The organism is Paenibacillus sp. JT31N17, assembly GCF_056269255.1.
In genome coordinates this window covers 20250-37991 of sequence record NZ_JBWDNP010000007.1, presented here as the reverse complement: position 1 = coordinate 37991, position 17742 = coordinate 20250, and the positions used below count along the sequence as shown (strand labels likewise).

Below are 17742 nucleotides of genomic sequence, written 5' to 3'. Positions count from 1 at the left end.
AGGCAGGATATGATAATATGGAACAAATCATCCGTCGCAAGGTTGTGGAGGATCAGCTTCGGCGCTTTATGTTTGTGCTCGGCAAAAACGATCTTCCGCTGTATGTAGAAAGCATCGGCTACAATCCCGATCAGGAGTCCGTTGTCAGACGCAAAGGCTATCCGTACTTCCATTGGCTGCAGACGATTGAAGGCGAAGGGGAATTTGAATTAAGCGGCAGAAGGTTCTCGTTGTCCCAGGGCAACGGTTCCCTGATCTTCCCCGGGGTTCCGCATTCCTATTCAGCCGCCAGGGGTAAAAAGTGGGCAACCCTGTATGTGACCTTCGGCGGCTCGCTGGCGGATTCGATGCTTGCCCAGCTTGGCATCCGCCATACGGAGTGGCTGCATTGGAATGATGATGCGCCGATAACGGAGCAGCTGCTGGATATGGTGGAGCAGACCCAGTACGACGAAGACCGTACAGGGCTGAATGCTTCCGCCCAGTTATACCGGTTTCTGACGATGGTCAAAATATACGGCCAGACAGGCGGCAGATCCTCCTTGTTTCAGCATCTGGAGAAGCTTGACCCGCTGCTCAACTGGCTGGATCAGAAGTTCGGCGATCCGGAAATCGGCTTGATGGACATGGCGGACCGGCTCGGAATCAGCCCGCGTTATTTGAATGCGCTGTTCCGTCAGGCATTCGGCATTACCGCCTATGCCTACCTGATCCGGCTTCGCATCCGCAAAGCCAAAGAGCTGATGAGCAAAAGCGAACGGAAGTCCATCAAGGAAATTGCCCAGCTGTCCGGGTATCGCGACCCGAGCCATTTTATATCGGCCTTCGGCAAGACCGAAGGCATGACTCCCGACCAATTCCGCAAGCTGCAGGGATTGACATATATGACATGAGAAGCGGCAGCTGCTGTCCTTGAAGAAACTGACTTAACACTAAAGGACGGCGAGAGCCGTTCTTCATATACAATAAGATAGTGTAGAATCCGGCCTTGCCCTGCTTATATTTCTGATGGAAGAAACATGGCCATGACGCTGAAAATACTGGTGCCGGCCGTTTCTTCTTGTATGATGAACGGAGAGAACTTACAACCATGGATGTGAAAAAATGCGCGGTATGCAAAGTTGAGAAGCCCCTTACCGCTTATAGCAAGCGCTCCTCCGGCATCAGCCGGCGCGGAACCTGCCGCTCTTGTATGCGCAAGCGCCAGCGGGAGACGGCGCACAGCCGGACAGGAGGCTCAGTCGGACCTGCAGTTGAACCAGCAGTAACCGTGAATACAACGATAACGGAACAAGCTCCATCCGCTGCCGCTGTGAAAGCTGTGATCTGGCCTGATCAGCCGGATAAAAAGAAGATCAGTTACCCACCAGAGCCGCAAATGCAAGCTCTGCAGCTTGAAACGGGTGACGGCGCAACTGCGGCTGAAGAGGACGCTCCCCCGCAAAAGCGCAAGCGCCGCAAGCGCGGCCGGCGGAAATCGGGCGGGCATAAAGGCACTGAGACGATTGCGCCTGCAGGTCCTGATCGAGCAGCAGATGGACGAATGAAGGCATCCGAGCGCGCGGATTCCGCTGCAGTTAGAGCAACCCATGCGGATCCCGCACCGGTTAGCCTGACTTCAGTCAACGGGTCAAGCCAGGTTCAGGTCCTGGGCAAGGAGAGTATCTCCTCCGCTCTTCCCATTATTGAAGCTCACCCCGCACCGGCAGCTGCGGTGGATGAGCATGCGTCCAAACGCAAACGAAGACCGCGCGGACGCAAACGCCGCCGCCGCTCAGCCAAAGCGGGCGAGAGCGCTAATTCTCCCCAGGCGGAACCGCGTCCGCCAAGCAAAAGAATCGTTCCGTTCAAAGGCCCCTTCAAATACGATACGTCGATTCTGAACGACAGGGGAACCGGTCTGATCCGTCTGCGCGGCCGCCGCGAGACCGGCAAGCGCTGGTCGACGGACATTCCGCTGGAAATGGCGATAACCATGGTGAAGGAAGGCGCGGCGGGCATCATAAGTCCCGGCCAGATTCACAAGCTGTATTCGAAGACGGATTTTCGTCTTCTCGTTCTCCAGCGGGACAATTATGTTTGCCGTTATTGCGGCCGCTATGGCGATACCATCGATCATGTAATGCCCAAGTCCAAGGGAGGATTGTCCTCGCCCTTGAACTGCGTGTGCGCTTGTGCGGACTGTAATTTGAAGAAAGCCGACAGCCTTGATTTCGTATATGATGATTTCTGAGAACTTTTATTTAAATGGTCCGTACAAATGCCAATCCCCCGCATCGGGGGATGGCATTTTCCATATAGTTGTGAATGCTTCGTTTACGAGTTGGAAACATATCAGATATGCCGGGGATATAAGCCTGTAATAGATTAAGGATAGGGTGATACGGAAAATGGAGAAGAAAATTCTCGTTGTGGACGACGAACAAAGCATCGCAGGGGCAATTGCCTACGCCTTCCGGCGGGAAGGCTACAACGTGGATATTGCCTATGACGGCGAAGAAGCGCTCAGGAAAGCGGCTTCCTTCAAACCGGATGTGATGGTTCTTGATGTCATGATGCCCAAGCTGAACGGATACGATGTGTGCCGCAAGCTGGAGAACCGCAGCGGTCTTGGCATTATTATGCTGACTGTCAAAAACGACATTGTCGACAAAGTCATCGGCCTTGAGCTTGGCGCGGATGATTATATGACCAAACCCTTTGATCTGCGAGAGCTGGTGGCGCGGGTCAAAGCATTGATCCGGCGTATGGAGAACCGGACGGAGGATGAGCCGCAGCAAGTCGAGATAGCGGAACTGCGGATGAACATTCCGAACAGAGTCCTTCAATTGAAGGGCAAGGCGATCGATCTGACCCCCAAGGAGTTTGATTTGATCGCACTCCTGCTTACACATCCCGAGCGGGTATATACGCGCGACGAGCTGCTTGATCTCGTCTGGAGCATCGATTACGCGGGGGGAACCCGTACGGTGGATATCCATATGCAGCGGCTGCGCAAGAAGCTCGGCGAGCCTTACCAGAATTTGCTGCAAACCGTATACGGCATCGGCTATAAAGCGCTCCGGGAGCTGTCCTGATGAAACGGAAGAGGCAGCCAGTCAGGGAGGAGGGGCTGAAGCTGCGAAGAAGAACCCCTTTCAGCCTGAAATGGCGGTTTACGATCGGCCTGGCCATTCTGCTTGCTGCGACTGTCTTGATGCTGGGCTGGCTTGTGCTGCGGGAAATTGAGAAGGAACAGATGAGCAGGGTAGAAGCAACGATGAAGCAGCGCAGCGATCTGGCAAATTTGCGCGTACGGCAGATGTATCTCAGTGCGGACGCGCAGGATGACGTGAATACTTTTTTCCGGCGCAGGGGGCCGGAGCTGGCTTCGGATCTCAGCAGCCTGCTGGGCAATGCGCATATTGTGCTGTTTGACGCCAAAGGCATGGAAATCGGCAATTCCCAGCCGCTGTCGACGACGCCTTCAATCGAAGATATTCTGGAATATGCCAAGAAAGGCAGAACCGTCTACCAGGTTTCCGGCAACTCGCTTGTTTATATGGCGCCGCTTGTCTGGTCGGTTGGCCAGGTGGGCATTGTACAGCTGGAGACCTCGCTGCAGGCCGATCAGGATTATTACGCCCGGCTGCAGCGTTCTCTGCGCAATATTGGACTTGCGGCGCTGGCTGTCAGCTTTCTGATTGGATTTCTGTACGTTTCCCGCGTCACCGGTTCGCTGCGCAAGCTCAGATCTGCCGCCGATCAGATCAGGGACGGCCATTTTATTAAAGATTCGCCTGTTCGGCGCAGAGACGAGCTTGGCGAGCTCAGCGAGGGGATTACCTATATGAGCCGGGAAATCGAGCAAAGCTTCGCGCGGCAGAAACAATTTATCGGAAACATCAGCCACGAATTCAAGACGCCGCTCACATCGATCATTGCTTATTCCGATCTGCTGGATATGTACCGGGATGACCCGGCGCTGCTGGACGAAGCGAGGGAGAATATCCGCAAGGAAGCCGACAGGCTGCTGGAAATGGTGGAGAAGGTGCTGCATCTGTCGGCGCTGGAGCAGTATGAGTTCGGTCTGAACGCGGAACGCCTTGATGTCCGCGAATCGCTGGAAGAGGTATGCAGCCGGATGCGGGGTAAGGCTGTGCAATTCGGCATTCGGATAGAGACGGATATCAAGCCGGCGCAGGTTCGTGTCGACCGCGAGAGCCTGATGCATATTTTCATGAATCTGCTTGATAATGCAATCAAGTACAACATAAGAGGAGGCACGGTTCACGTCTCCTGCAGTGTAGAAGGGGATAAAGCGGTCATCATGTTTCGCGATACGGGGATCGGCATACCGCCTGAGGCTGTCGTGAAGCTGTTCGAGCCGTTCTTCACGGTCAGCAAAGACAGGGCGCGCCTTACAGGGGGAACCGGACTTGGACTGTCGCTCGTGAAAAGGCTGGTCGAGGTACAGCACGGCAGCATCACGCTTGAGCAGCCGCCATCCGGGTCCGGTTCGATATTCAAAGTCGAGTTTCCGCTCGCGGCTCCTGGAACCGTGAAACCTTTACAAGCTTGAAACAAGACCGGAATATTGTCGAGAAATTCATTTTGTACGATGGATCTATAAAGGAAAAGGCTGATGAAGCCCGATTCTTCTTAAATGGATTGAATGGGAGGCACCCTGTGATGGCTGCAAACAAGAAGAAACAAAAAAAGGCGGCTGCGGCTGCGATCACTTTGGCCGGCATGCTCGTTGTGTTATCCGCCTGCGGCAGCGGAGGCGGATACGACGGCAGCACGGCTGCAGGACGAGAGGTCATCAAGAAACCGGATAAAACAATCACCGTTGTGGATGAAGCTCCTGCTCAAGCGGACCAGCAGATGGAAGTGTCCAAGATCGATGAGCTGAAGGGCATTCATGGCCTGGACTGGCTCAGCGAAGACAAGATTATTGTCGACAAAGAGAATTTGAACATGAAGCCGGTAACGATTGAAGGCGAGCAGCGCTACCCCCGCAATCTGTATATACGGGATCTGGCTGCGGCGGACCAGGAGGATGAAGCGCTGTCCGAGGAGCAGGACAATCAAAGCTTCGCGCTGCTGTCGGCGGACAAGAAGTATTTGTTTTACAAGAAAAATTCCGAGGATACGGCAACAGGTTACATTATGGATATGGCTACGCGCGAGTCGGTTCAGACAGGCGAGGGAGAGCTTCATGCCAATGATGGAGAATGGATCGACAACGAACGGGTGATATTCTCCCTGATTAACGGCAGCATTGTAACTTCGGATGTAAAAGGAAATACGACAACCGTTCTGCCAATGGAGGATTTCTCCATCATGAATGCGACCCAGCGCGGAACGACCGTCTATTATACCTCGATGCAGGATAAGCTGCATGCGTATGATACGCTGACCGATAAACAAACCGTGCTCGACAGCAAAGTCATCTGGTTTGTTCCGACCCCCGACAACAAGCAGACCGCTCTGGTCAAACGGACATCGGAGACGGAGATGGAGCTGACCATTACAGACTCAGCCCTCAAAAAGAAATGGACGCTGGTGAAAGCGACTCAGGTCCTCGGCATGAGCTGGTCGCCTGATGGGACGAAGCTGGCATACATTGCTAATTCCCAGGGCGACGGCGTAAACGGAGTATTCGTGGCGGATAGCGTATCCGGCAAGACGACACCGATTTCGGTCGATTCCAGAAACGCATCCGGCACCCTGCGCTGGAGCCCGTCGGGTGATAAATTACTCACCTCTTCAGCAGTTATGGAAGAGAATAAAGTGGTCTTCCATACGTATGTGATTTCATTCCAACAATAAATGGGCTGAATATGCAGTCCCAGTCCCTTTAACTGAAATATAAGAAAGCATAAAATTTCTCCATACTTTGTTTATATTTCTGAGGGAAGAGGCTTGGCCCAGCCGCCATAAGGACGGCGACAGCCGGTTCTTCCTGAGGGGCAGGACTGCTTTTATCTTTTCAATATCTTTTCAAGGCATTGTAAACACTTTCGCACAGGCAGCTGCGGAAGTGTTTTTTTGTGGTTATTCAGCTTTTAGGCGACTTTCTTCAGTCCTTATTGGCGTACTCACTTGCATTAAGTGTATTAAGTGATATAATACACTTAATATTGAAAGAGAAGGCGGCAGGACAGGAGGAACATCCATGGAAGAACAGCAGGTTGGCACATTGCGGTTTCAGATCGATTTTAGTCAACCTCTATATGAACAGGTATTGGATCAGGTGCGAAGCTCAATTGCCAAAGGAGAGATTGGATTGGGAGACAAAATGCCATCGGTGCGCGATCTGGCGCAGCAATTGCGGATGAATCCGAATACGGTGATGCGCGCATATCAGGAGCTGGAGCGGGACGGTTTGACGGAGAAACGGCGGGGACAAGGAACCTACGTCACTTCCTCGACCGAGCGCGTGCAGACCTTTCGGACGGATCTTTCAGCCAGGTATATCGATTCCTTTCTGTCTCAGATGGAGAGCCTGGGAATCAGCTGGCCGGATATAGAAGCTTATGTGCACAACAAACAAATCAACAAGGAAGGAGGGAACCGGACATGAGTGAGCCGATTGTGGTCTGCAAGCAGTTATCGAAGCAGTACGGCGGCAAGAAGGCGCTGAACGGCGTAAGTCTGTCGATTCCTGCCGGGAAAATCGTTGGAGTTCTCGGTCCCAACGGCTGCGGCAAATCCACCCTGTTCCGGACTATAACAGGTCTTGTACAGCCCGATCAGGGAGAAATCAGGGTGCTTGGACAAACACCCGGCTGGCGGACCAACAGAGATATCGCCTATTTGCCTGACCGGGCCAGGTGGTATCCGTTTCATACAACGCTCAAGGCTTTTGAGTGGGGGCAATCCTTCCTGCCAGGATTTGATATGGCCGCTGCCAGATCCTTTGCCGAATTTATGGACATCGAGCTGGACATGAGAATCAGCGGCATGAGCCGGGGGCAGGAAGCCCGGGTGATGCTTATTCTATGCATGGCGCGCAAGGTGCCGCTTATTATTCTGGATGAACCGTTCGCCGGTATCGACGTGATCTCCAGAGAGGCGATTATCTCTGGCATTATCGATTACCTGGAGGAGCGCGAGCAATCCATATTAATCAGCACGCATGACATTCAAGAAGTCGAGGGCTTGTTTGATTACACGATCATGATGAACAAGGGGCAGACGATCTGGACAGGCGATACGGAGGACCTGCGGGCTGAATACGGCTCCCTGCACCACGTCTTTCGCACATTGTACAAGAAGGAGGGGATACGTTGAAAACATCCGGTACCTTTTGGGCGCTGATGCGTCATGAATTTAAAGTAAAGGGAAGCGGCAAGCGCCTGAACCGTTCCCCTCTGAGCAGAAAATGGGCCGGCATCTACGGCGCCGTCGTCCTCATCATCATTCTGGGCACGCTGACTTATTTTGCAATGGACCATTCCTTAAAGCTGCTCAGTTTATGGTTTGTCACAATCGGTTTTCCCTATATGCTGTTCTTCACCGGTCATGGCATTCTGAAGCGGGAGTGGGAGAACGAGACCAGCGGCTGGTGGCTGACGCTTCCGTATTCGCGGCTTACTCTCGTTGGCGCCAAGTGGAGCGGTGCAGCGCTGCGGACATTGATGGCTATTGCAGGCTTCTATGTTGCAGCATCCATATATGCTTCTTGTATCGTGCTGATTTTGAACAGTTATACCATGAACGATTTGTCCGCATTCCTGCTTGTAGGGCTGAACTGGTTTGTACTTATTATTGGATTCGGCCCCTTTGTTCTATCCGTCGGGTTCCTGACAGCAGCGGTTGTATACACGCATTGGCGGCCGATCACTCCCCTGCTCTGGGTAATATTCATGGGAGGCGGAGGCCTGTTGTTCTCCAAAATGGGACCGGTATTTGATCAGCTTAACGGAGATGCGGCAGTGGTTTGGTTTCCGTTTCCATGGGAGGTGCTGGCGGCGATGATCGTCAGCCTGCCGGCTGCTTATCTCGTTATTCGATTATGCGCCTATCTGCTTGAAAGAAAATTAGCCTAAAGACATATTCAACGAAGAAGGGAATGACATGAAGATGGAAACAATGACGGAAAACCGGCGGCCATCCGATAGCAAACGGCCCGAAAGCCGGGAACTTCTGCTGGAAGTCACAGGTCTGCAAAAGGCATATGGCAAGAAACAGGCATTGTCGAATGTGACCTTCTCGCTTCAGGCCGGCACTTCATTCGGGTTTCTTGGTCCCAACGGAGCAGGCAAATCGACCACCATGAAAATTTTGACCGGAATCGTGAAGGCGGACAGGGGGAGTGTGAGCCTGTTCGGCAGAGATATTACCAATGATATCGATGCGGTTTCCAAATACATTGGTTATGTTCCTCAGGAAATAACCCTGTATGAGAAGCTGAGCGCTTACGATAATCTTGAGTTTTTCGGTCAGGCATACGGTGTTCACGGAAATGAGCTTAAACGCCGTATTCAGGAAATCCTGGAGAAAACCGGGCTGATTGACCGGTCCAGGGATGAAGTGCAGACCTTCTCCGGCGGTATGAAGCGACGCATTAATATTGCGGCAGCCATGCTGCACCGGCCGAAGCTGCTGATCCTGGATGAGCCGACGGTAGGCATTGATCCGCAGTCCCGCAATCATATTTTCGAAATGATCCGCGAGCTCAACAAGGACGGGGTAACGATTATTTACTCCACCCATTACATGGAGGAGGTTGAGGTTCTCTGCAATCAGGTCGCCATTATGGATCAGGGAACCGTCAAAGCAAGCGGATCGCTTGGCGAGCTTCTCGAGCAATACGGGCGCAAATCCATTTATCTGGAAGCCGCCGGGTTGACGGCTCCTCCCGTTGATCCGCAGGTTACTCATACGCGCAAAGAAGGCTCGGGCTGGATACTGGATACGGAGCATGTGGCGGGAGTGATGCAGCGGCTTCTGGGCACAGCGGCCCGGAGCCAGTGGGATGTCAAGCAGCTTGAGGTTGTCAGGCCGTCGCTGGAGAGCGTATTTCTGACGGTTACCGGCACCGCTCTGAGAGACTAGAAGCCCGTAAGGATACAGAAGGGAGATTTTCAGATGAAATCCATTATTATGAAGGAATTGAAATTGATCCGCAAGGATAAGCGCAGCTTTTTCTTCCTGCTGCTGATGCCGGCGCTGTTTATCGTCATGTTCGGGTCCGTCTTCAGCAGTTCGGGAAGCTCCTCGCAAGTTTCCGTCCACGCCGTCGATCTGGATCAGAGCGAGGCATCGCAGGCATTCATGAAGCAGATGGGAAATATTATGGATGTGTCGGCGGAAGACCCGGATAGCCTGAATGAAGGAATTGACAAGATCCGTCAGGGGCAGTATACGGCTCTGCTGGTCGTGCCCGAAGGCTTCGAGCAGGCTGTCAAGGAGGGGCAGACGGCTGGAATCAAGATGTACGAGGATCCCGCATCCGCTATCTCCAATGCCCCGATAACGGCTATATTGGAGAACCTTACAGGCAAGTACAGGGAACAGAAGCTAAATGATACGCTGATCCGGATGGGAGATACCGAAGAACAGGCCAAGCAGGCGCTTGCCTCCCCGGTAACAGTCGAAGCTGTGCCCACAACCTCGGATGTTTTTAATTATATCGACCAGGTTGTTCCGGGCATGACGGTCATGTTCGTGTTCTTTATAATGATTACGATGAGCCGCCGGTTCTTTGAGGAGAAGAAGACAGGACTTCTGTCGCGTATCCGCAGCACGAGTATCAAGCCACTGCAGTATTTGCTCGGAATGTGGATTCCCTTTGTCCTCACCGTTGCTGCACAATGCGTGGTTCTGTTTACCTTCGGCCATTTTGTTTATGATTTGAGTCTTGGCGATTTGTCGGCACTCGCATTAATTGTCCTTGGACTTAGTATTGCCGGGACAGGTCTTGGTCTTGGCCTTTCCTTCATTGTTCCGGGCGAAGGAGCCGCTATGGTCATTACACAGCTTATTTCCATGGGAGGCGCTCTGGTAGGAGGTCTGTGGACACCATCGTACATGCTGCCGGATTCGATCCAGGCCATTGGCCATTTTACACCGCAGTATTGGGCGCAGCATTCATTGGTGGACATTATTGCGCATGGCGCGCATATTGGCGATGTAGCTGGAGCTGTACTGATTTTGCTCACGTTTGGAGCAATCGGTCTTGCAGTCGCTTTTATCCGTCTGCCCGGCTTTCTGCGTTCTGCGGCTAATTAAGGGGATGATCGGTTTGGGACAAATAGCGGCGGAAAACGGGGAGAAGAGACGCATAATCATGTGTCTCTTCTTTTTTTATTATTAGAAATTCGGGAAATGCTTTATTCAGGCGTCCCAAGCGATACGCTTACATCAGGGAGCGAATTATGAGAGACATTTGCGGCTGATGCCAAATTTTGAGGCATGAATAACGATTTTTCCTATGTTAACATGAGTGGCGTCGGGAGAAACCGGCAAAACCCAAAACCAACGAGGAGGAAATAAATTCATGAAAATAAGACCAATTCGAGTGGGAATAGCAAGTGTTCTTGCAGCAAGTGTAATTGTACTTGGAGGGGGAGCAGGCTTGCAGCAGGTCAGTGCAGCTTCTGCAAATACAGCCCCAACTAAAACGTATAATATAGACTTTAACGATACGCTTTCAAAACTTGCGCAGCAATATGGAATTGATCTTGGCAAGCTGCTGCAATCCAACCCTTCCCTGGGTAACGGCAATAATATTTTCCCCGGCATGATCATTAAAATTCCGGTTAATGGCGGATACGGGAATGGTTCAGGTGCTCCTGCTAACGGCGGCAGCGGTACGCCTTCAACTGGCGGCGGCAGCGGAACTCCGGCAACCGGCGGCAGCGGCACGCCTTCAACTGGCGGCAGCGCACCGGCAAACGGCGGCTCAACCACAGATCCGGGAACAGTTTCGCAAAGCGAATTTGCTTCCCAGGTCGTAACGCTCGTCAACCAGGAGCGCAGCAAAGCAGGCTTGTCTTCACTGCAATCCGATGCTCTGTTGACTAAAGTGGCGACTGCCAAAGCGAAAGACATGTATGACAACAATTATTTTGATCACAACTCACCAACCTATGGTTCCCCGTTTGATATGATGAAGCAATTTGGCGTATCTTATAACTATGCGGGTGAAAACATTGCCAAAGGCCAACGTACACCTCAGGAAGTTATGACTGCATGGATGAACAGCCCAGGCCACAAAGCCAACATTCTGGGTGCGAATTACAAAAAAATCGGCGTTGCTTATTACAATGGCGAATGGGTGCAAGAATTTACTTCCTAGAATAACCTATGATGGAAAGGCGGCCAATGCTGGCCGCTTTTTTTGTTGCATAGAGAATTCAAGCTCCTGATGATGGCTACCTCAAGCTTCTCTTATGAGCGACCCAACCAACCACACAGGTTCCGCCCTTCGTTTGACTTGACGCGAAATTAACCGGCGGTTATTATGTAACCAATGGTTATTTAAATTCCAAAGAACGAAACAAGGGGTGTCAAAGTCATGACGACAAGACGAAAAATGCTGACTGAGGAAATGAAGCAGGCTATCCGTCATTCCGCTGCACGGCTATTTGCAGAGAAAGGCTATCCGTCGGTAACGATGCGCGAGATAGCCAAGGAGGCAGGCTGCTCGCATACCGCGATCTATTTGTATTTCAAGAATAAAGAGGATCTGCTGCAGCAGATCGCTATCCCGCCGCTTGCGGAGATGGAAGGCCGGATGCTGGAGAGGCTGGGAGACGCGGACGCAGTCCCGCTGGACAAATTGATTGGCGCCTGCCAGGAATATGCTGTGTTTTGCCTGAGCAATGGCAGCTTCTTCAATGTTCTGATCACATCGGGAAGCGGCAGGGTGGATGAGCCGGAGCCCGAGCTCGAAGTGAATCAGATCCGCAACCGTATATTCGGCCATCTGATTCAGGCGCTGGACAATGTGGTGGATGAAGAGGGTTCTGCTTCCGACGCTGAAGCTGCGCTCAATCATGCGCGCATTTTATTTTATTACATGCAGGGATTCGTCCACACCTATAACGGCAGTCTGGAGTCCATCGATTCGCTTTTGGAGAGGACGCTCCCCATTTACAATCAAGGAATAAGAACATTGGTGGCAGGTATGAAGGCCTAATATCGATAAAAAAACAAGAGATCGGCATTAAAACGCCTTTGTAAATAAGTCCTTTGACATGGAGGGAAATGATAAAATGTTAGCGAATTGATAAGGATACTTCTTTTGAACCTGTCGGGGGATGAGCTTTATGAAGGATCAACAATCTCAATACGAGTCATTTATTTCCACTCATCTGCATCAATTGGTTGATCAGTCGCGAATAGGCGTCTTTCTTTTTCATGAAGATCAAATTTCGTATGTAAATCCGTGTCTGGCGGAGATGTTCGGATACTCCCGTGAGGAAATTATCGGTATGCAGCCCAAGGAACTGGTCTTCGAGGAAGACCGGGCATTTTTCAAAGACAAAATCAGCCGTCGGTTGAGAGGGGAAAGCAGGGGGACCCGCAACTGGCTCAGAGGGCTCAGGAAGGACGGAAGTCTGTTCTACTATGAGGCCAAGGGTATATTGATCGAGTATGATGGCCGTCCCGCGCTAGTTGGAACGCTGACGGATGTCACCAGTACGATTAAAGCGGATGAAATTTTGCGTGAGCATGAACTCAGGTATCAGCGCCTGATCAAATATTTGCCTGAACCCATCGTCGTTCATGACGGTGAAACGATTTTATATACGAATAATGCCGGCCTTCTCCTCTTTGGCGCCACCAGGGTTGAGGAATTATTTACCGTTACCTATATGGATTTGATTTACGCCGATTACCGGCAAATGACGAGCGAACGCATGAGCTTGCTGCTGGCCTCGGATGAGCCTTTGGACTTTATGAAATCCAAAATCGTCAGCCTTGATGGAAGGATCATCGATGTCGAGGTTTCAGGCATCCGGATTCATAATTTTCAGGGACGCCCCTTTGTTGTGCAAAGCGTGTTTCGTGATTTGACGGAGCGCAAAAGAGAGGAAGAAGCGATTATCCGGTCAGAGAAGCTGTCGGTAGCAGGTCAGATGGCGGCGGGAATCGCTCACGAAATCCGAAACCCTTTAACCTCCTTAAAGGGTTTTACGCAGTTTCTAAAAACAAAGGTAAGCGACCATCATGAATATTTCAATATTATGCTTGCGGAGCTGGACCGGATCAATACGATCGTGCAGGAATTTATGGCGTTGGCCAAGCCCCAGGTCAAGCAGTTCAGCCATCATAATCTGGTCTTCATATTGGAGAATGTGATTACGCTGCTGGAAACCCAGGCGATTATGAACAATGTCGAGATGAAAAAGGATTTTGCCGCGAAGATGCCGACGGTATATTGCGATGAGAATCAGCTCAAGCAGGTATTTATCAATTTGATGAAAAATGCCATAGAGGCGATGCCAAGCGGAGGAGATTTATCCATTACCCTGAAGGAGGGGGACGCGGGTATGCTTACTGTCCGCATTCAAGACCAAGGGGTGGGAATCCCCAAGGATAAGCTTGAGCGTCTAGGCAGCCCCTTCTACTCGACCAAAAGCTCCGGCACGGGGCTTGGACTCATGATTTGCTTGCGCATTATTGAAGCCCACCGCGGCACGCTGAAATTTGAAAGCGAGGAAAGCAGCGGCACAACCGTCACAGTTGAGCTGCCTGCCTTTGAATGGGAGACAGAGGGATAAATGAATGGCGTTCAGCCAGTTATTGTTCGCGGCTGGACCTATTTACCAGTGTATTTGGGGGATAGAATTATGGTATCCTTTAACGCGAGCCGAAACTTATCGTACGGGGGATCTTTATGAGGCAGCAAACAGATGCTTTCAGCAAGCCATAATCTGTTTCCTGCCTCGCGGAATATTATCCGAGCCAGTCGAATTGGCAGGGTGAAAATCCGCTGGGGGTGAATCGCTTTGGAGCGGGCATATCCGCTTTGGCGTAGGGTTGAACTCCTCAATCCGAATCCGACAACTAACCTCGCAGGCCGCATGCACAAACAGGCATACTTAACCAATCGGGAGAGAGGCTGCCTTTGTTTGAGCGATGACGGAGTTTGGAGACAGTTCTGTATCAGAACATGCCGATAAACCCGTAAATAAAAAGGAGGACATTTGTTTTGGTAAATGCAAAATGGAAAAAAGGCGCGGCAGCAGCTGTGCTTGGATTGGCAATTCTTGCCCATGCAGGGGCGGCAAACGCTGCAGCGGTATACAAGGCAAAAGACAATGATACCTTCTGGACGTTGTCCAAGCAATTCGGCGTGCAGCTTGATCAGCTGGTGAAAGCGAATCCAGGCGTGGACCCGTCCAACATCTATGCGGGCTTGTCCATTACAGTGCCGGGATCGGCAGCGAAAAAAACGGCAGCAGCTCCGAAGCCCGCGGCGGTCAAGGCGATTAAAATGGAATCCACGGCCAAAGCGCTGCCGAAAAATACCGTGACAGTCAACGGACTTGCCTACAACTATACCGATGTTGTACAAGCCAAAGCAAGCGCCTATACAGCTGATGCATCCGAGAACGGCTGGGGCCCGGTTGACTATTACGGCAACCCGCTCAAGCTGGGTACGATCGCAGTTGATCCCAACCGTATTCCGATGGGAAGCAAGGTGTATATCACCGGTTATGACCATGACGGTTTGCCTGTTGGCGGCATGATGGCCGTAGCGACAGATATGGGGAGCGGGATCAAAGGGGATCGCATTGATATCTTTGTACCGCAATCGCAGGCAAAAGCCCAGGAGTTCGGGTTTCAATATGTAAAGGTTTTTGTTCTGGGCAAATCATAATACTTCAAATATAATCGATCATAAATGAGCGGCGCCCCCTTGCAGGGGCGCCGCTTGGTGGTTTCAGGGCTTTACGCTTCGTGCAGCCGGCTCTCCAAGCAGCTCGGGGAGCGTAACCATTTGATAGCCTTTGCTGCGGAGCAGCTTGATCAGTTTGGGCAGCGCCTCTAATGTTCCCGATAAATCCTGGCCGATGCCTCCGCCTGCATGCTGAAGAATAATAGAGCCGGGCTGCAGGGTTTTCTTGATGTTAAACAATATCGTACTGCTGTCGATGCCCCGCCAGTCAACAGAGTCGACATCCCAGTTGACGGCAATATAACCGTTTTGCTTCATCCATTCAATTTGCCCGGGCAGTACTTCCCCATAGGGCGGTCTGATTAATCTGGGACTATAACCGGCGAGCGGACGCAATATGGCGTCCGTATTGCGGATCTGCTGCTGGAAGGCAAACAGGGAAATACGCGAGAATACCGCATGGTTATAGGAATGGTTGCCGATTACATGTCCTTCCCTGCCAATGCGCCTGACTATGGACGGATAAGAAGCGGCGCGCGATCCGACTACAAAAAAAGTCGCCCTGACTTTATGGCGGGCTAATATATCAAGCACCTTGGACGTGTAGCGGGGATCAGGCACATCGTCAAAGGTAAGCGCAACCTTCCTCTCCTTGCGCGGGCCGCCGATAACGAAGGTCCCGGGATAACGCTGCTGCAGATCTACCCAGGATGTGGCGTCACGGCGCGAAATTTTCTTTTTCTTCTGCTGGCCTGTCTCTCTGCTCTGGAAAGAAGGCTCACTGACGCCGGGTATGCTAAGCGGCAGGCTGCCGGGCTCGTTCTGAAGTTGAATATGTAAGGAAGCCGGGAGCTTATCAAGCGGAGCAGCATGAAGTCTCCGCACCGGATCAAATGAACCGGAGAGTATCATGACCGCGAGGAGGATAAGAACGGTTTTTCGTATAGAGCGAACGCAATGATTATTCCGCAGCATGTAAACCCTCCATATTTTGATAAATGACAAGCCATTGCTTCTTGCGCTTTATTCATTGTGCCCCTCTGTTTTCCGATCATGCATGCGACGCAGCGGGTAAACCTCGATGACCTGAAGCGAAGCTGCTGCAGCGTGGACGGCAAGGCTGTTCCGGGGCAATTTTCTGCAAAAATAACTTTACAGATGAAGAATAAAACCGCTAACATGGAAAGTAATCACAACAGCAAAGGAGTTAGAGAAATGCCTACAATTGATAAGCCGCTTGCCGAATTGCAAGCGTATACAGGAAGAAATCCCCGGCCTGCCGATTTTGATGATTATTGGGACAGGGCCCTTAATGAAATGCGTCAGACCGAACCGCAAATCGAGCTTGTTCCAAGCTCCTTCCAGACACCTGCTGCGGAATGCTTCGATCTTTATTTTACAGGTGTGCGGGGTGCCCGGATTCATGTTAAATATGCCCGTCCCCGTCAGGCGGACACGCCTCGGCCGGCGGTTTTGCATTTTCACGGTTATTCCGGGAATGTAGGCGATTGGCATGAGCGTCTCGGTTATGTCTCGCTGGGGTTCTCGGTATTTGCCATGGACTGCAGGGGGCAGGGCGGACTTTCACAGGATGTCGGCGGCGTGACCGGCAATACGCATCACGGACATATTATCCGCGGGTTGGATGATCAGCCGGATAACCTGCTGTTCCGGCATATCTTCTTGGACACGGCGCAGCTGGCTTCCATTGTCATGCAGATGCCCTACGTAGACCCGGAGCAGGTATTCGCAACTGGCTGGTCGCAGGGAGGCGGTCTGACCATTGCCTGCGCTTCGCTGGAGCCGCGTATACGCAAGCTGGCGCCGGTCTATCCATTCCTGAGCGATTACAGGCGCGTATGGGAGATGGATCTGGCGAAGGACGCCTATGCCGAACTTCGCACCTATTTCCGTCATTTCGACCCGCAGCATAAGCGGGAGGATGAAATTTTCACCAAGCTGGGCTATATAGATATTCAGTATTTGGCCGAACGCATTAAAGGCGAGGTACTGATGGGAACAGGTCTGATGGATACGATATGTCCGCCTTCCACTCAATTTGCCGCTTACAACAAGATAACGGCGCCAAAGCGTTTGGAAATTTATCCGGATTTCGGGCATGAAGGGCTGCCTGGACACCATGACAAGATTTTTCAATATTTCTTGGGGAATTACTAGGAGAGGCAGGAATCCTTTATGCTTAAGCTGGAGAAACGGGACAAGCTTGTCATGATCGGCGATTCCATCACGGATTGCGACCGGGCAAGACCGGTAGGGGAAGGGTTATTCAATGCGATTGGCAGAGGATATGTCGGCGTGGTTGACGCACTGCTGACGGCTGTATATCCGGAGCTGGGCATTCGGGTTGTCAACGTCGGAACAAGCGGAAATACGGTAAGGGACCTGAAGGACCGCTGGCAAACCGATGTCATTGACCTCAAGCCGGATTGGCTGTCGATCATGATCGGAACCAATGATGTCTGGCGGCAGTTCGATGTGCCTGCGATGACGGAAGCCCATGTGTATCTGGAGGAATACGAGCAGACCCTTGAAGAGCTGGTTGCCCGAACAAGACCCGTTCTGAAGGGATTAGTGCTTATGACTCCATTCTACATCGAACCTAATCCAACCGATGCGATGCGTGAAACGATGGACCGCTACGGTGAAGCAGTGAAGCGGATTGCAGGGAAGTACGATGCGATTTATGTCGACACCCAGGCGGCATTCAACCGTCTGCTGGAGCATCTGTATCCGGCTACGCTTGCCTGGGACCGGGTTCATCCGTCGCAGACCGGACATGCCGTTCTGGCCAGATCATTCCTGCAGGGGATTGGCTTCGACTATAATCAAGGGCTCGTATGAACCGATTCTACTCAACCTGTCAGTAAAGATAAATTCGA

At 51.8% G+C, this 17742-nt stretch carries 17 protein-coding genes and 1 riboswitch; of the genes, 16 read left to right on the top strand and 1 reads right to left on the bottom strand.

Going from position 1 to position 17742, the window contains the following annotated elements; genetic code table 11:
• Window positions 1-17: 17 nt before the first annotated feature.
• The 14 genes from AC0YOB_RS21765 to AC0YOB_RS21700 all read left to right on the top strand — a co-directional run bounded on the left by AC0YOB_RS21765 (window position 18) and on the right by AC0YOB_RS21700 (window position 14824).
• Complete coding sequence (locus AC0YOB_RS21765; RefSeq protein ID WP_475794557.1) at window positions 18-893, top strand: helix-turn-helix transcriptional regulator; 876 nt, start codon at window positions 18-20, stop codon at window positions 891-893.
• 197 nt (window positions 894-1090) lie between these two features.
• Entirely contained in the window at window positions 1091-2233 is a 1143-nt protein-coding gene (locus AC0YOB_RS21760) for an HNH endonuclease (RefSeq protein ID WP_475794556.1), read from the top strand.
• Window positions 2234-2390: 157 nt separating this feature from the next.
• On the top strand, window positions 2391-3077 hold the full coding sequence (locus AC0YOB_RS21755; RefSeq protein WP_475768632.1) for a response regulator transcription factor: 687 nt from the start codon (window positions 2391-2393) through the stop codon (window positions 3075-3077).
• Window positions 3077-4561, top strand: coding sequence for a sensor histidine kinase (locus tag AC0YOB_RS21750; protein WP_475794555.1), 1485 nt, complete (start codon window positions 3077-3079; stop codon window positions 4559-4561). The genes AC0YOB_RS21755 and AC0YOB_RS21750 overlap by 1 nt, the downstream gene beginning before the upstream one ends.
• Window positions 4562-4671: 110 nt before the next feature.
• Window positions 4672-5814, top strand: a complete 1143-nt coding sequence (locus AC0YOB_RS21745) for a hypothetical protein (RefSeq protein ID WP_475794554.1) — start codon at window positions 4672-4674, stop codon at window positions 5812-5814.
• A gap of 346 nt (window positions 5815-6160) precedes the next feature.
• Complete coding sequence (locus tag AC0YOB_RS21740; protein ID WP_475794553.1) at window positions 6161-6568, top strand: GntR family transcriptional regulator; 408 nt, start codon at window positions 6161-6163, stop codon at window positions 6566-6568.
• Complete coding sequence (locus AC0YOB_RS21735; protein ID WP_475794552.1) at window positions 6565-7278, top strand: ABC transporter ATP-binding protein; 714 nt, start codon at window positions 6565-6567, stop codon at window positions 7276-7278. The genes AC0YOB_RS21740 and AC0YOB_RS21735 overlap by 4 nt, the downstream gene beginning before the upstream one ends.
• Window positions 7275-8036 (top strand): ABC-2 transporter permease, encoded by a 762-nt coding sequence (locus tag AC0YOB_RS21730; protein ID WP_475794551.1) that lies wholly within the window; start codon window positions 7275-7277, stop codon window positions 8034-8036. The genes AC0YOB_RS21735 and AC0YOB_RS21730 overlap by 4 nt, the downstream gene beginning before the upstream one ends.
• Before the next feature lie 28 nt (window positions 8037-8064).
• Window positions 8065-9045, top strand: a complete 981-nt coding sequence (locus tag AC0YOB_RS21725) for an ABC transporter ATP-binding protein (protein WP_475794550.1) — start codon at window positions 8065-8067, stop codon at window positions 9043-9045.
• 33 nt (window positions 9046-9078) lie between these two features.
• Complete coding sequence (locus AC0YOB_RS21720) at window positions 9079-10221, top strand: ABC transporter permease (protein ID WP_475794549.1); 1143 nt, start codon at window positions 9079-9081, stop codon at window positions 10219-10221.
• Between the two features lie 268 nt (window positions 10222-10489).
• Window positions 10490-11290, top strand: coding sequence for a CAP domain-containing protein (locus AC0YOB_RS21715; RefSeq protein ID WP_475794548.1), 801 nt, complete (start codon window positions 10490-10492; stop codon window positions 11288-11290).
• 219 nt (window positions 11291-11509) lie between these two features.
• Entirely contained in the window at window positions 11510-12133 is a 624-nt protein-coding gene (locus AC0YOB_RS21710; RefSeq protein WP_475794547.1) for a TetR/AcrR family transcriptional regulator, read from the top strand.
• 130 nt (window positions 12134-12263) lie between these two features.
• Window positions 12264-13721 (top strand): PAS domain S-box protein, encoded by a 1458-nt coding sequence (locus tag AC0YOB_RS21705; protein ID WP_475794546.1) that lies wholly within the window; start codon window positions 12264-12266, stop codon window positions 13719-13721.
• Between the two features lie 77 nt (window positions 13722-13798).
• A riboswitch (cyclic di-AMP (ydaO/yuaA leader) is annotated at window positions 13799-14037 on the top strand.
• Between the two features lie 115 nt (window positions 14038-14152).
• Complete coding sequence (locus AC0YOB_RS21700) at window positions 14153-14824, top strand: 3D domain-containing protein (protein ID WP_475794545.1); 672 nt, start codon at window positions 14153-14155, stop codon at window positions 14822-14824.
• Window positions 14825-14887: 63 nt separating this feature from the next.
• Here the strand turns inward: AC0YOB_RS21700 and AC0YOB_RS21695 are convergent, their stop codons facing one another.
• Entirely contained in the window at window positions 14888-15817 is a 930-nt protein-coding gene (locus tag AC0YOB_RS21695) for a polysaccharide deacetylase family protein (RefSeq protein ID WP_475794544.1), read from the bottom strand.
• 240 nt (window positions 15818-16057) lie between these two features.
• Here AC0YOB_RS21695 and AC0YOB_RS21690 point away from each other — a divergent pair, with 240 nt between their 5' ends.
• Window positions 16058-17020 carry an acetylxylan esterase gene (locus AC0YOB_RS21690; protein ID WP_475794543.1) on the top strand — a complete coding sequence of 321 codons (963 nt, stop codon included), beginning with the start codon at window positions 16058-16060 and terminating at the stop codon, window positions 17018-17020.
• Window positions 17021-17038: 18 nt separating this feature from the next.
• Window positions 17039-17704: an SGNH/GDSL hydrolase family protein gene (locus tag AC0YOB_RS21685; protein ID WP_475794542.1), complete on the top strand. Its 666-nt coding sequence runs from the start codon at window positions 17039-17041 to the stop codon at window positions 17702-17704.
• Window positions 17705-17742 lie beyond the last annotated feature (38 nt).